The organism is Stenotrophomonas sp. STEN030, from assembly GCF_056759995.1.
In genome coordinates, this window is record NZ_JBRREB010000075.1 from 1 (window position 1) to 14,812 (window position 14,812).

Genomic DNA, 14,812 nt, shown 5'->3' on the forward strand with positions numbered 1-14,812 from the left:
TCGGCCCGCCCCCTGCTGGCAATGTGGCTTTCCGGGCCGCCCCCCGCCCGCGCAGGGCCCGGGACTACACGGGCGCAGTCTGCAATTGATCAGCGCAGCAAGGCGCTGACGGCGCTACCGAATTGTTGCCGCGCCTGCATTGATGCCGGATCGTGATTCAGCTGACGCACCGCAACCGCCAGGCGCGAGGCACCAACAAAACCACAGCTGGCCTGCAGCTTGTGCAACTGTGCATGCAGGGCTTTGTCGTCATGTTCTTCAAGTGCATGGCTGACCGCGTCGCGGGTGCCGGGCAACTCGGACAGAAACAGCTCGCGTAGTGCACGCACATGCGCCTGTTGCCCGTTCAGAGCATTCATTGCGGCGGATTCGTCCCAATCCAGCGCTGCCTCGGCAAAGGTGCCATCGGCTCGTGCAGTGGTTTTGCTCAACGCACGCCGCACGCTTTTGAGCAGCGCATCGCGGCTGATCGGTTTGACCAGGGTTTCCTGGAAGCCGGCTTGTTGCAGTGTCGTCTGCATTTCCCGGCTGGTATCAGCGGTGTGCGCCAGTGCAACGGTATGCGGATGGCGTTCACGCAAGCTGCGCAACAGGCTGGCACCGTTGCCGTCAGGCAGGTTCACATCGAGCAGCCACAGATCGTAGGTGCCGCTCTGTGCCCAACGCTGCGCGCTGGCGCATGATTCAGCGATATCGACCTTGGCCGGTAGCGACTCCAGTACAAACTGGAAGAAGCCTTGGCTGGTCATATCGTCTTCGACCAACAGCAGGCGCGGCAGGTTTCCTTGGTGATGCGTATTCATCTGCTGCCTCCATGTCAGCTACAGCCCGCATATTAGCGATGGCACAGCGATCTGCAAGTCATCGGGGTGTTCACGTTAAGCATCTGCGACAATGGCCGCCCTTTTGCCCGCAGCCTGTTGCCACGTGGCCCGATCCAGATCCCCCCGCATAGACAAGACCCCGTTCCAGACCGACATCCTCGACCTGAGCCATGACGGCCGTGGCGTTGCCCGCCGCGAAGGCGAGGGTGGCAAGGTCACCTTCATCAACGGTGCGCTGCCGCAGGAAACGGTGATGGCCGAGCAGACCGGCAAGAGCCGCCATTTCGACGAAGCCAAGACCGTCGAAGTGCTCAAGGCTTCGCCGCACCGCGTTGAGCCGCGTTGCCCGCATTTCGGCGTGTGCGCTGGTTGCGTACTGCAGCACCTGGAAGAGTCGCAGCAGATCGTGGCCAAGCAGCAGGTGTTGACCGACAACCTGACCCGCATCGGCCACGTCAGTCCGGGCCATGTATTGCCGGCGCTGGTCGGTGACAGTTGGGGCTATCGCCGCAAGGGCCGCTTCTCTGTGCGTCGGGTCGAAAAGAAGGACAAAACCCTGGTTGGTTTCCGCGAACTGGATCCGCGCTTTGTCGCCGATCTGTCGCAGTGCCTGACGGTGATTCCGGAGATCGGCGACAAGGTGGGCGTGCTGTCCAGCTTCATCGAAACGCTGGATGGCAAGCGCGATATTCCGCAGATCGAATTCATCGCTGGCGATGCCGCCATCGCCTTGACTGTGCGTCATCTGGCGCCGCTCAGCGACGCTGACAAGCAGGCGTGGATCGCATTCGGCCAAGAGCATGGCTTTGCGATCTACCTGCAGTCCGGCGGCCTGCACACGGTTGCGCCGTTGTGGCCGGCCGAAGGTGTCGCGCTGTCGTTCGCGCTGCCGCAGTGGGATGTGGAACTGGCGTTCCGCCCACTGGATTTCATCCAGGTCAACGCCAAGCTCAACCAGCAGATGATCGCGCATGCGCTGACCTTGCTGGATGCACAGCCTGATGAACGCGTGCTCGACCTGTTCTGTGGTCTGGGCAATTTCACCCTGCCGCTGGCGCGCAGCGTGCGCGAAGTGGTGGGCGTGGAAGGCGAGGCTGGATTGGTCGCCCGTGCCAAGGAAAACGCCGAGCGCAATGGCCTGGCCAACGCCGAGTTTTATGCCGCTGATCTGACACTGGATCAAAGCGAAGCAGCGTGGATGAAGCAGGGCTTCGACAAGCTGCTGCTCGACCCGCCGCGCTCGGGTGCGATCGATGTGCTCAAGCAGTTGCCGCTGGAGCAGTTCAAGCGCATCGTCTACGTGAGTTGCCATCCGGGTTCGCTGGCACGTGATGCTGGCTACCTGGTCAATGAGCGAGGCTTCACCTTGGTTTCGGCCGGCGCGATGGACATGTTCCCGCACACCGCGCACGTGGAAAGCATTGCCGTCTTCGAGAAGAGGTAAGCGGTGGGTATCGAGATCGAACGCAAGTTCCTCGTCACCAGCGATGACTGGCGGGCCGCCGCGCACGCCGTCATCCCGATGGCGCAGGGCTATATCAACGATATGGCAGCGATGGACAGCGGTGCGCAGAAGGCCTCGGTGCGTGTGCGCATCCAAGGCGACGAGGCCTACCTGAACATCAAATCGCGCGAACTCGGCCACACCCGCCAGGAGTTCGATTACCCGGTGCCGGTGAGCGAGGCGCGTGAGCTGCTGGCGCTGTGCGTCGGCGGCCTGATCGACAAGCGCCGGCATCTGGTCCAGCACGGCGGCCTGCTGTGGGAAGTGGATGAATTTCTCGGTGACAACGCCGGGCTGGTGGTGGCCGAAGTGGAGCTGGAGCGCGCCGATCAGGTGTTCGCCAAGCCGGACTGGGCAGGTGCGGAAGTGACCGACGAACTGCGTTATTACAACCTGGCCTTGGCGTCGAAGCCGTACAGCCAGTGGTGAAACGCTGTTTGTAGGAGCGGCGTCAGCCGCGAAGCCGATAGCCGCCGGGTAACCCGGTTTGTTGCAATTGCAGATATGTGTCCATCGGATGTGCCACCGGCTCCGCGGCTGACGCCGCTCCTACGGCATTGCTGGTAAAGCTCCTGCCGAGCATGGCTCGGCACTACATTGGATATTAGGAACCCTCATGCGCATCGATATCTGGTCCGACGTGGTCTGCCCTTGGTGCTGGATCGGCAAGCATCGCTTCCAGCGCGGTCTGGAATTGCTGGGTGCCGATGCGCCTGAGATCGAGGTGCGCTGGCATCCGTTTCTGCTCGATCCGGATGCAGGCACCACCCCGGTGCCATTGCTGGAGGCCTACGCGGCCAAGTTCGGCGGTGCCGAACGCACCAGGCAGATGCTGGCGCAGACCCAGAGTGCTGCCCAGGCCGAAGGCCTGCCGATGGATTTCAGCAAGGGCCAGGTCAAGGTCAGCACTTTGTTGGCGCACCGGCTGATGTGGCTGGCCGGTCAGTACGGGGTACAGGACCAGGTCGGTGAGGCTCTGTTCCGGGCGCACTTCGCCGAAGGCCGCAATCTGGCCGATCCGCAGGTGCTGATTGCTGCCGCCGCGGCGGGCGAGATCCCGGCCGAGCGGGTGCAGGCCATGTTGGCTTCGGACGAAGGTCTTGCCCAGGTGCAGGCCGGGATTGGCCAGGCACAGGCGCTGGGCATCCAGTCGGTGCCGACCTTTGTGATCAACGGCCAGTACGCAGTGCAGGGCGGGCAGCCGCCGGAGGTGTTTGCCGACGTGCTGAGGAAGATCGCCGCCGAGCAGGCGCCAGCGGCAGCCGCAGGTCAGGATGAACAGGCCTGTGGCCCGGACGGCTGCAGCGTCTGAACGCGGGCTCTGACGCGGCGGGCGCCATCTGCGACAATATTCCGCTACGCCGCAATCTGCGGTGGATTGGAGTCCTTGCATGCTTTTGATCGGCGTTGCCGGCACCGAACTCACTGCCCAGGAGCGTGGCTGGCTGCAGCACGACGCTGTGGCCGGGGTGGTGCTGTTCAAGCGCAACTTCGTTTCGCGGGCGCAGGTGGTCGAGCTGACCGCTGCGATCCGTGCTGCCACCGCACGTCCGCTGCTGATCAGCGTGGACCAGGAAGGCGGGCGTGTGCAGCGCTTCCGCGAGGGTTACGCCGATCTGCCGCCGCTGCAAGGTTTTGGCGAGCTGTATGCGAGCGACCCGGACGGTGCCTTGGCGCTGGCCGAGCAGCACGCCTGGCTGATGGCCAGCGAAATCCGCGCCAGCGGCCTGGACCTGAGCTTCGCGCCGGTGGTGGACGTGGGCCATGGCAACCTGGCCATTGGCAACCGTGCCTTTGGCGAAGACCCGCAGGTCGTCGCCGCCTTGACCGCGGCCTATGTGCGCGGCATGCATTCGGTCGGCATGGCTGCCACGCTCAAGCATTTCCCTGGGCATGGCACCGTGCGTGAAGACACGCATGTGGACACCGCCGTCGACCCGCGGCCTTTGGCTGAAATTGAAGCGCATGACCTGATACCGTTCCGGGCCGGCATTGCTGCCGGCGCTGACGCGGTGATGATGGCGCACGTCATCTACCCGCAGGTGGCACCGGAGCCGGCAGGCTATTCCTCGCGCTGGATCAACCAGATCCTGCGTGAGCAGATGGGCTTCCGTGGCGTGGTGTTCTCTGACGATATCGGCATGGCGGCCTCGTTCGCTGCCGGTGGGGTCAAGGCACGCGTTGATGCGCACCTGGATGCCGGCTGCGACGTGGTGCTGGTTTGCCACCCGGAGCTGGTCGAAGAATCACTGCAGGCCGTAGCCGGCCGCAGCTTGAATACCGCCGCCCTGTTGAGCCTGATCGGCCGTGGGGCGATGGGCTGGGGCGGCCTGCTGGCCGATGCCCGCCATACTGATACCCGTAATCATCTGTTTGAAAACCTTGGAAGAACCGTCTGATGTCCAGCAAACTCACTCTTGAACAAGCCGTGGCCCAGGCCGACCTGTTGGTCGACCGCCCCACCATCGACACCGCCATCGCCGGCATCGCCGACGCCATCGCGCGTGATTACAAGGGCGAAGTGCCGGTGTTCATTTCCATCATGAACGGTGCGCTGCCGTTTGCCGGCCAGCTGGCATTGGAGCTGGGTGCACGTGGCCAGGATGCGCAGTTCGACTATATGCAGGCCTCGCGCTACCACGGCGAGACCGGCGGCGAGCTGGTCTGGAAGCACCGCCCGGTGTCGGCCCTGTTTGGCCGCCGGGTGATCCTGGTCGACGACATCCTGGACGAAGGCTTCACCCTGCAGGGTGTGCGCGAATGGTGCCTGGAGCAAGGCGCTACCGATGTGCGCATCGCCGTGCTGACGGTGAAGAAGCACGACCGCTGCCTGCCGGGCGTCAAGGCCGATTACGCCGGCATCGAGCTGCCGGACCGCTTCGTGTTCGGCTTCGGCATGGACGTCAACGAATCGCTGCGTTCGCTGCCGGCCATCTACGCAATGAAGCAGTAATACCGGCGGCCGATGCTTGCCATCGGCTTTTGGTTTGACCGCGGCAGGGCCACGCCAAAGGGCGTGGCTTGCGCGTGCCCAACGAGAACATCAGGAATGAGCATGGAACCTATCGCCCTGGCCGTTATTGGCGGCACCGGTGTGTACAAGCTGGCGGCATTGGACGATGTGCAGACGCACGACGTGCAGACCGTCTACGGCGCCCCCTCCGGTCCGGTCCGGGTTGGCCTGTTGCACGGTCAGCGCGTGGCGTTTCTGGCCCGGCATGGCGAAGGTCACTCGATCCCGCCGCACAAGATCAATTACCGCGCCAACCTGGCCGCGCTCAAGCAGCTGGGCGCAACCCGGGTGCTGGCCTTGAACACCGTGGGTGGTATTGGCGACGACTTCGGTCCGCGCGTGCTGGCCTGCCCGGACCAGCTGATCGACTACACCTGGGGTCGGATTTCCACGCTCAGCGAGGAAGAAGGCAGCGAGGTCCTGCACGTCGACTTCGGCCATCCCTACACCCCATCGTTCCGCGCCAAGGTGCTGGCGGCGGCCAAGGCCAAGGGCGTGGTGATGCAGGACGGCGGCTGTTATGGCGCCACCCAGGGCCCGCGGCTGGAAACCAATGCCGAAATTGCCCGGATGCGCCGTGATGGCTGTGATCTGGTCGGCATGACCGGCATGCCCGAGGCCGGGCTGGCGCGCGAATTGGGGCTGGAATATGCCTGTCTGGCCATTGTCGCCAATTGGGCGGCTGGCTGCGGCGACGCCGCGGAGATCACCATGGCCGAGGTTTTGGCCAATGTGGAGGCAGCTTCGTCCGGTTTGCCGACTTTGGTGGGTGAATTGGCCCGGGGGTGATTGTCATCCCGGCTTAAGGTTTGCATACTCCGCCAGTGCGCTTCATTCAGCGTGCATCAATCCATTCATCGAACAAGGTCTCGCATCACCATGCCGAACGGTACCGTCAAGTGGTTCAACGACGCCAAGGGATTTGGCTTCATCTCACCGGAGGACGGCAGCGCCGATGTCTTCGCGCACTTCTCTGCGATCAATTCCAAGGGCTTCCGCAGCCTGCAGGAAGGCCAGCGCGTCAGCTATGACGTGACCCAGGGCCCGAAGGGTGCCCAGGCTTCGAACATCATGCCGGTCGAGTGATCGACCCGCATGTGCGGAAAAACCCCGCCTAGGCGGGGTTTTTTTTTAAGGATGCAGTCGCCCAGGGAGGGACTGTAATGAGCAAGACACTGGATATCGCCATCGTCGGCTACGGCACGGCTGGCCAGGCGTTGGCCGTGCTGCTGTCGCGCGATGGGCACCGGGTGCAGGTGTTCGAGCAGGCCGCAACGCCGGGCCCGGTAGGCGCGGGCTTCCTGCTGCAGCCCAGTGGCCTGCAGGCGCTGTGGCAGATGCAGCTGATGCCGCAGGTGCTGGAGCACGGCGCGGTGGTGCGCCGCCTGTACGGCGAAACCCCATGCGGTCGCGCGGTAATGGACATGACCTACGCCGGGCTGGATGCGCGCCTGTGTGGTGTGGGCATGCAGCGCGGGGCGCTGTTCTCGCTGCTGGATGCGGCCTGGGATGCCAGCCCGTCGCTGCATGTGGACAGCCGCATCAGCGCTATCGATGACACGTTGCAGCGCGTGCAGGACCAGCACGGGCGCTGGCATGGCCCGTTTGATCTGGTGATCGCCACCGATGGTTCCGGCTCCGGGCTGCGCGCGCAGGTGCAGGGCACCAAGCTGGATCGCGTTTACCCGTGGGGGGCGCTGTGGTGCCTGCTGCCGCGCGGCGATTGGCCGCATGGCGACGAACTGCGCCAACGCTATGTGGCCGCGCGCAAGATGATTGGCTTGTTGCCGGTGGGCAGTCGTCCGGGCGACAGCGAGCAGCGACTGAGCTTCTTCTGGAGCCTGCCGCGAGATGGTTTCCAGGCCTGGGAACGCGACGGGCTGGAGCCGTGGCTGGATGAGATCGCCACGCTGTGGCCGGAAGCGCGCGAGCGGCTGGCCGGGATAACAGTGCAGGCGCAGCTGGCCCGCGCCAGCTACCGCGATGCGGTGATGCAGCGCTGGTACCGCGGGCGTCTGGTACTGGCCGGTGATGCTGCACATTCGATGAGCCCGCAGCTGGGGCAGGGCGTCAACATGGCGCTGATGGATGCGATGGCGCTGCGCGATGCCTTGCGTGCCGAGCAGAACATTGATGCTGCGTTGGCGCGCTACCAGCAGCAGCGCAAGGCGCATGTATGGCTATACCAGTTCTGGAGCCGCTGGCTGACGCCGATCTTCCAATCCGATCACGATTGGATCGCAACCAGCAGGGACCTGCTGTTCAAGCCAATGGGTCGCATGCCTGGCGGACGCGGCCATATGCTGCGTGTGCTCAGTGGTACCCAGCATGGCTTGTTTGGCAAGTTGGCGCTGCAGGATGAATTCATCGCTGCGCTGGCCGAGGTCGCGCAGAAACGCTGAGCAACGCGCCGGCGCAGCGCGCTTGAGGCAGAATCAAAGGCGGTCCTCCCCGAGTCGCCGCCATGCTGCCGCAGCCGCCGCCGTTTGAAACCCACGTCGTCGACAACCAACCGCCACCGTTTGCCGAGCGCGATCTGTGGCAGGACGATCTGGCCTTGCAGCAGTGCGTGCAACGCGAGGGCGCTGAGTCCTTTGCGGGCGCCTTGCAGCACTACGGCGTGTTGGCTGGTGGCGAGCTGTACCGCATCGGCTTTGATGCCAACCGACAGCGGCCGCTGCTGCGCACCCACGACGCGCACGGCAATCGGATCGATACCATTGATTTCCATCCTGCCTACCATCGGCTCATGGCCACGGCGAAAACCCGTGGTGTGGCCGGGTTGTCCTGGCGTTCGGCGCAGCCCGGCGCGCATGTGGCGCGTGCGGCGCTGAGCTATCTGCATCACCAGGCCGAAGCTGGCACCAGTTGCCCGCTGACCATGACCCACGCCGCCGTGCCGGTGTTGCGCCAGGAGCCTGCGCTGGCCGAATGGGCCAGCAAGGCAGCAGCGCCGTTCTATGACGCGCGCGACCTGCCCATCGGTGACAAGCCGGGCATCACCGTCGGCATGGGCATGACCGAGAAGCAGGGCGGCTCCGATGTGCGCAGCAACACGACCATGGCGACACCGTTGGCGGGCGAGGGCGAGTACAGCCTGATTGGGCACAAATGGTTTTTCTCCGCGCCGATGTCCGATGGCTGGCTGGTGCTGGCGCAGGCACCCGGTGGATTGAGCTGCTTTTTGATGCCGCGGCGACTGGCCTGCGGGCGGCGCAACAATTTCCATCTGATGCGCTTGAAGGACAAGCTCGGCGACTGGGCCAATGCATCCAGCGAAGTGGAGTTCTGTGGTGCCTGGGCGCGTCGCGTTGGCGAAGAGGGGCGCGGCGTGGCAACCATCATCGAGATGGTGATGCTGACCCGGCTGGACTGCATGCTGGGCTCAGCCGCGCAGATGCGCATGGCCTTGGCGCAGGCGCTTCATCATGCGCGGCACCGGCGCAGCTTCGGCAAGCTGCTGGCCGAGCAGCCGTTGATGGCCAATGTGTTGAGCGATCTGGCAATCGAGTCGGAAGCGGCGACCACCTTGGCGATGCGTGTGGCACGTGCTGTGGATGGCGCGGCGCAGGATCCACATGAAGCTGCATTCGCGCGGATCGGCACGGCCATCGGTAAGTTCTGGATATGCAAGCGCGCACCAGCTTTCGTCAACGAAGCGCAGGAATGCCTGGGCGGTGCCGGCTATGTGGAAGAGTCGATGCTGCCGCGGTTGTACCGGCAGGCGCCGCTGAACTCGATCTGGGAAGGCAGCGGCAACGTGCAGTGCCTGGATGTGCTGCGTGCCTTGCAGCGCGAGCCGGAAACCCGCGTTGCGTTGTTGGCCGAACTGCAGCAGTTCGCTGGCCGCAACGATGCCTACGACAACGCGTTGCAGGTGCTATTGGGCAGGCTGCAAGGGGCTGAGTTGGTGCAGGCCGATGCGCGCACGCTGGTCGCCGATATCGCGGTGTTGTTGCAGGCGGCAATGCTGCTGCGCGCGGACAGCCCATTGGCGCAGGCCTTTGCAGACTCGCGGCTGCGCCAATCGCAGCCGGTGTACGGACTGCTGTCGGCAGATACACCGTTCGCGGACATACTGGCTCGCGCCATGCCGGCAGGAGTGGCGTAAGCCGCGAAGCCAGTAGCAAGGCAAACACCATCAAAACCCGCAATCAACCATTCTGCAATTGCCGACGCACCAGTAGGTTCGACCTTTATCGGCTTCGCGGCTTACGCCGCTCCTACCGCTGCTCGCTTCAGCCAACGCCATCCAGCGCCGGGTCGAAACGCAGTACCTGGTTGCGACCGCTGCGCTTGGCCCGGTACAGCGCGGCATCGGCCTTGCGCAGGAGGGTGAGGCCAGCCACGCCATCAACCGGATACGTCGCCACGCCCAGCGAGATGGTGATCGGCGGCAGCGTCTTGCCGGAGAACGGCACGCTCATCTGCGACAGCGCAATACGCAGTTCCTCGGCCTGGCGCAGGGCATTGCTGCTGTCCGACTCGGGCAGGATCACGGTGAACTCTTCGCCGCCATAGCGGCAGGCGATGTCCTCGCCGCGCAGGCGCGAACCCAGCAGCTGGCCGATGGCTGCCAGCAAGGCATCGCCGCCGCCGTGACCGTGGGTGTCGTTGAACTGCTTGAAGTGATCCACATCCAGCATGATCACCGACAGCGGGAAGTCGCGGCGGCCGCAGCGGGCGATTTCGCGGGTCAGTGATTCTTCCAGATAGCGGCGGTTGTACAGGCCGGTCAGCGGGTCGCGGATCGACTGCAGGCGCAGCGACTCACGCAGGCGCAGATTGCTCAGGGCAAGCGACAGCTGCTCCACTGCCGATTCGGCGATGTTCAAGCGCGGCAGCGGGCCGGGGCCGGCACCGGAAAGAAACAGAAAACCAATCTGCACGCCTTGGGCTGACATCGGGATGCAGGCGGTGGCCACACTTTGGCCGTGCTCAGGCCGGCTGATGTGCGGGCAGCTGGCATCGCGCAGCAGGTCATCAATCACATGCGGTTGCCCACGCCGTATCGCCCAGCAATCGCTGGGTGGCAAGAATGCGCTGGTTTCCACCAGGGGCTTGCCCCAGCTGACGATGTTCTCGACACGGTCATTGGAGGCGCGCAGCAGATAGACCGAGCCGGCGACATTGGGCATCAGCGCTTCCAGTGTGCGCGCGCTGATTTCCAGGGCTTCTTCCGGGTTGGCGCAACTCTGCAGCAGGCCGGTATAGCGGCCCAGGGTCTGCAGGTCGGCGCTGGAACGTTCGATCTGTTCCAGGTTGCCTGCTAGTTGCTGGCTGGCGCTGGCTGCGCGTTTCTCAGCGCGGGTGCGGCGGCGCAGCTCGGACAGCAGGATGCCGTAGACCGATGCGACCACGGCCAGGCCGAAGGGGATGCCGGCAAAGGCGAGCCCCAGCAGCAGGTCGGCGCTGCGGCGCGAGCTGGCGGCGCGGTCCACCAGTCGTTCGTGTTCTTCCTCGACCATGGTCCGCACCTGCTCGCGGATCGCGCTGGTGGTGCGGAATGCGCTCTGGTTGATTGCCGCGCGTGCGGCGTCCAGGCCTTGTCCGTCATAGATATCGACGACATGCTGGATCTGCTGCAGGCGCCGGTTCACCAGTTCCTTGAGCTTGATTGCGTTGCGCGCCTGGTCGGGATTGTCAGGGACCGACTTGGACAGGCCGCTCAGCAGCAGTGGCAGCCGTTCCACGCTCACCTGGTAGTCCAACAGATAGGCCTGGCTGCCGGTCAGCAGATAGCCACGTTCGGCCGACTCGGCATCGAGCACCATCGACTGGATCTCATCAATCCGGCTGATGACTTCGTGGGTATGGGCGACCAGCCGTGCATCGGCGATGAACCTGCGTGCGCCGACGAATACACCGACGCCAATGGCGACGAACACCAACGCCGAAAATATCAGCGCGAATTTACTGCCCGTGTGTTTCCGCATCCGGCCCTTGACTGCATGATCGAGGTGATACGCACGTGCTGCCTACGCGTACGTGATCACATGCCTTCCCGGATGTGGTGTGCATCCGGCCCCCTATGGCATCACGCATCCAGCGCGAGCATCACGCAGCTGTCATCGGCATGACAGCTGCGTGGCGAAGTCTATCAATGCTTGGCAGCGTCTGCTTTTTCGCGCGCTTGCTTGGCTGCATCGTGGGCGTGGTCGGCAACTTTCTGCGCCGCGTCGGCGGTAGCGGCGCTGGCATCAGCGGCAGCGTCCTTGGCAGCGACCGAGGCGTCGTCGGCAGCCTTGGCGGTGGCGTCGGCGGCGTTATCCAAGGCCTGCTGCGATTCGGCGGCAGCGTTACGGGTTGCCGCAGCAGCCTGGTCGGCGGCATCGCGGGTTGCGTCGGCAGCGGATTCGGCTGCGTTCTTGGCTGCATCGGCGGCATGGTCTGCAGCAGCGGCTGCGTCCTGCTTGGCCTGCTCGGCGTTACGGTCATTACAGCCAGCCAAAGCCAGCACCAAGCCTGCGGTCAGTACGGGGACAAACAGCTTCATTGCACTCTCCTGGGATGGGCCAATGCGATCAGCCTAGGGGGTGGCGTATTCAGATCACGTCAACGCCCCATCGCACGACGCGTCTTGTTCACGCAGGGCAGTGCAGCTGCTGGGCAGCGGATTGTGCGATGCAATCGAAGCCACAAAAAATGGCCAGTGTCAAGCCCTTCGTGCAAATCATGCGGGGCTTGAAATCATATACGGGGCAAGAAGTTAGCTCTGTTTAGTGCCACTTGCAGGGGATGCGGCGTTGTCGCCTGGGTGTCACATAAGAGCCAACCGAAAGCAAGCCCAAGCGAGTTGGGGCGCTGACTCTTTCGAGCGTTTGATGATCTTATCTATGGTAGAAACGATCCGTTACCGAATCATCCCGCGAACGGCCAACCTGAAGCTGACCGTCCGATAGATAGTCTGGGCTTGCTCAATAGCGATATTCAACTCGCTTGAATAACACTAAAAGTACACTGCGGAGTAGCAGTCACAACCATTTTTTAACTCTCGCATCTAGGCGTCAGCTAAATCAAGAGTTTCTCGAGCAGAAATCCATGGCGATACGCTTCGGCATTTCTGAAGCAAAAGAAGCAAGCTCAGGATATATAAAATCTCGTGACAGCCCATAAAAATTTAACTCTCGATGAATCTGAGGCACATACTCCCTCCTTATATCAATTCGAACAATCTCGGAATCGGGAGATATTTTTTTAACTTCCTCAGGGTCATGCGATGACACCGTATTCTCCTTGCAAAATCCTTTCGCCTCATATGCTGGCCTATCTATACTTTTTGAAAAAAGAAAAACGCCTTGTTGATTCTTTATTCTAGTATTAATGGGAAGAGGATCAACTATATACTGCCTATCCCCATGCAGCGTAACGGTACTAGGGTGCGCAAGAAAATTCACCGAAGATTTTTGCAGAACCCCCAATGCCCCTCCAAAATTTATTCCCTTTCCTGCTCCTGTACTAGCCCTCAGGCAACTCAATGAAAATGCATAAGCACAGCTAAGTTCAGGATGAATCTGAACTGGCGGAAAGCAAACCTCAAAAGATGAATCACGATTGGTAATTTCAGACAAATCACTCACTAAATCATCTGCCGTTCCACCTCCAAGCAGCTTTCGCTCAATGTAGCGAGAGAAGTCTAAGAATTTTCTTTGCTCTGAAATTATGGAATTTAAAAGATAGTTCCCGCTAAGCACAGATATTTTTTCTTCATTTTTATCACGAAGCATATATACGGAAACATTTTCAGAATCCGCCCTCGCTTCAGTGGAGAAATATAGTGCGACAAGAGGATTTCTCGTCCAGTCAATGAGTCTGGTGGGCATCCCGTAATGTTGCGCTGTCATAATTACATCCAGGTCATTTAGGCTGTAATTTTTGAGGTGGCTTACTTCTTGATATATTGGAATATTGTTTTTAAACTCAGAAAAAATCTTGTTTGTCAGCATGTATCCATAATTATCTGCAGCTGATTCAGGCTTGTTATTTAAAATAAACCGAAGGAGGGACGAATTGACATCAAATTCACTTGATGTTTGCCCTCGAAAGAAAGCTCGGCCAGCATCAGGATAAAGCTCTTTCACGACTCTAAGAAAGTCACCAACGCCACGTATTTCCATAAATTCAGCAAATCCTTTTTTTTCGTGAAACAGTTAGAGGTTCACTAGCATTTTAAATATATTTGCAAGCTATCGAGAACCTTTTATTCGCTTGAAGTTCCGATCCCCCGCCATGAACGCCTCCAGCATGTGCGGGATCAGCGTCGTGGCATCAACGGCCTCACCATACGCCTGCGCATGCAGTGCGGCGTAGCGGTCGAGATCGGCTTTCAAGCTGGCCGGGCAAGCGAAGGTCAGCTTGACGCTTTCGGTCTTGGGCAGCGGCCCCAGCCGCAGTTTCCTAGTCGTGCTCATCGGGAAGTCCCCTTGTTGAAGAACAGCGGCTGATAGGGCCGCAGCACCAGATCGCGGTTGAGGATGATGCGCACCGGCAAGCCCGGCCGGCTGGTCAGCGTGGGCTGGATGTTGAGGTTGCGTAGGGTCATTTCCTGGCCGACTTGGTTCACGGTGTCCTGCAGGCTGTCGCGCCCGGCGATGATGACGCGATCGCCGTCCTGCCGGTTCTCAGGTGCAGCCAGCTCGGCCCCCACGCCCAGTAAGGTGGTCATGACCGCGCCAGCAAAGATCCGATCCCAATGCCAGTCCACATCATCTTCCAGGCCGGCATAGCCTGCTGGATCGGTGCCGACCAGATTGTCGAGCGTCAGCGATGAGGTATCGGGCAGGATGATGCGATTCCACACTACCTGTACGCGGCTCTGTCCGTAGCTGACCTGGCTGTTGTATTTGCCCAGGATGCGCGAACCCTGCGGGATCAGCAGTAACTTGCCGGTGGCGGTGTCATAGATCGGCTCCGTCACCGTGGCGATCACGTCACCCGGAAGGTCAGACTTGATGCCCGTAACCAGCGCCCCAGCAATCACGGTTCCAGCCATGACCTGATATGGCGATGCCGGCATTTGCAGGTTGCCGGAATTACGGGTTTCTACAGAACCGCCTGTCAGGAACGCCTCTTTCTGGTCTTGACGGTTCTGCACGGCAGTCGGGTCAGTGGGCTGGGCCGCCGTCGAGGCCGGGCCAGCCGCCAGCGGATCAAAGGCGGCATTGCCGACAAAGCCCGGAGCGGCAGCAACTTGCGACTGCGCCACGGGCGCAGCCTGCGGGGAGCCGGGGCGGAAGAACACCGACGAAGCTGCAGCCGCTTCTTCCTCCTTGCGCAGCGCATCGTTGGGGTCGTAGTTTGGGATATGTCATGTACCTTGACGGATAAGAATGGTGTTGGCGGATCGGGAAACGGCATTAACTGGAATGGCCCCGGCTCCATGGACACCCCAGAATAGGGTCAACCGCGGAGGTGATCCATGGCAAACCAACGTTTCAGTGCAGAGTTCAAGCGCGAGGCGGTCAGGCTGCT

Annotated in this window: 14 protein-coding genes and 1 pseudogene; 9 read left to right on the forward strand and 6 right to left on the reverse strand. The window is 61.8% G+C overall.

The window, feature by feature from the left end; translation table 11 throughout:
* Positions 1–89 precede the first annotated feature (89 nt).
* Entirely contained in the window at positions 90–803 is a 714-nt protein-coding gene (locus ACVOLR_RS18565; protein WP_481537746.1) for an Hpt domain-containing response regulator, read from the reverse strand.
* 124 nt (positions 804–927) lie between these two features.
* On the opposite strand from ACVOLR_RS18565, the gene rlmD reads away from it, so the two are divergent.
* From rlmD to ACVOLR_RS18610, 9 genes are all read left to right on the forward strand, one after another.
* Positions 928–2,268, forward strand: coding sequence for a 23S rRNA (uracil(1939)-C(5))-methyltransferase RlmD (rlmD, locus tag ACVOLR_RS18570; protein WP_481537747.1), 1,341 nt, complete (start codon positions 928–930; stop codon positions 2,266–2,268).
* A 3-nt stretch (positions 2,269–2,271) separates the two neighbouring features.
* Positions 2,272–2,757 (forward strand): CYTH domain-containing protein, encoded by a 486-nt coding sequence (locus tag ACVOLR_RS18575; RefSeq protein ID WP_481537748.1) that lies wholly within the window; start codon positions 2,272–2,274, stop codon positions 2,755–2,757.
* Between the two features lie 187 nt (positions 2,758–2,944).
* Positions 2,945–3,640 (forward strand): DsbA family oxidoreductase, encoded by a 696-nt coding sequence (locus ACVOLR_RS18580; RefSeq protein WP_481537749.1) that lies wholly within the window; start codon positions 2,945–2,947, stop codon positions 3,638–3,640.
* A gap of 79 nt (positions 3,641–3,719) precedes the next feature.
* The gene (gene nagZ, locus ACVOLR_RS18585; protein ID WP_481537750.1) at positions 3,720–4,727 is read left to right on the forward strand and encodes a beta-N-acetylhexosaminidase; all 1,008 of its coding nucleotides are present in this window, start codon (positions 3,720–3,722) and stop codon (positions 4,725–4,727) included.
* Entirely contained in the window at positions 4,727–5,281 is a 555-nt protein-coding gene (locus tag ACVOLR_RS18590; protein ID WP_481537751.1) for a hypoxanthine-guanine phosphoribosyltransferase, read from the forward strand. Before nagZ ends, ACVOLR_RS18590 begins: the two co-directional genes overlap by 1 nt.
* Positions 5,282–5,383: 102 nt before the next feature.
* On the forward strand, positions 5,384–6,130 hold the full coding sequence (locus ACVOLR_RS18595) for an S-methyl-5'-thioinosine phosphorylase (protein ID WP_481537752.1): 747 nt from the start codon (positions 5,384–5,386) through the stop codon (positions 6,128–6,130).
* Positions 6,131–6,220: 90 nt separating this feature from the next.
* The gene (cspE, locus tag ACVOLR_RS18600; protein WP_481512635.1) at positions 6,221–6,427 is read left to right on the forward strand and encodes a transcription antiterminator/RNA stability regulator CspE; all 207 of its coding nucleotides are present in this window, start codon (positions 6,221–6,223) and stop codon (positions 6,425–6,427) included.
* Between the two features lie 77 nt (positions 6,428–6,504).
* Entirely contained in the window at positions 6,505–7,743 is a 1,239-nt protein-coding gene (locus ACVOLR_RS18605; protein WP_481537753.1) for an FAD-dependent oxidoreductase, read from the forward strand.
* Between the two features lie 62 nt (positions 7,744–7,805).
* The gene (locus tag ACVOLR_RS18610) at positions 7,806–9,452 is read left to right on the forward strand and encodes an acyl-CoA dehydrogenase family protein (RefSeq protein ID WP_481537754.1); all 1,647 of its coding nucleotides are present in this window, start codon (positions 7,806–7,808) and stop codon (positions 9,450–9,452) included.
* Positions 9,453–9,579: 127 nt separating this feature from the next.
* Here ACVOLR_RS18610 and ACVOLR_RS18615 read toward each other — a convergent pair whose 3' ends face one another.
* The 5 genes and pseudogenes from ACVOLR_RS18615 to ACVOLR_RS18635 all read right to left on the reverse strand — a co-directional run.
* Entirely contained in the window at positions 9,580–11,277 is a 1,698-nt protein-coding gene (locus ACVOLR_RS18615) for a diguanylate cyclase (protein WP_481537755.1), read from the reverse strand.
* Between the two features lie 164 nt (positions 11,278–11,441).
* Positions 11,442–11,837: a hypothetical protein gene (locus tag ACVOLR_RS18620; RefSeq protein ID WP_481537756.1), complete on the reverse strand. Its 396-nt coding sequence runs from the start codon at positions 11,835–11,837 to the stop codon at positions 11,442–11,444.
* 520 nt (positions 11,838–12,357) lie between these two features.
* The gene (locus ACVOLR_RS18625) at positions 12,358–13,458 is read right to left on the reverse strand and encodes an FRG domain-containing protein (RefSeq protein ID WP_481537757.1); all 1,101 of its coding nucleotides are present in this window, start codon (positions 13,456–13,458) and stop codon (positions 12,358–12,360) included.
* A 69-nt stretch (positions 13,459–13,527) separates the two neighbouring features.
* Positions 13,528–13,752: a DUF2274 domain-containing protein gene (locus ACVOLR_RS18630; protein ID WP_481537758.1), complete on the reverse strand. Its 225-nt coding sequence runs from the start codon at positions 13,750–13,752 to the stop codon at positions 13,528–13,530.
* Positions 13,749–14,642: pseudogene (locus ACVOLR_RS18635) on the reverse strand (TraB/TrbI/VirB10 family type IV secretion system protein); the annotation flags it as partial. The gene ACVOLR_RS18630 and the pseudogene ACVOLR_RS18635, both read right to left, overlap by 4 nt.
* Between the last annotated feature and the right edge of the window lie 170 nt (positions 14,643–14,812).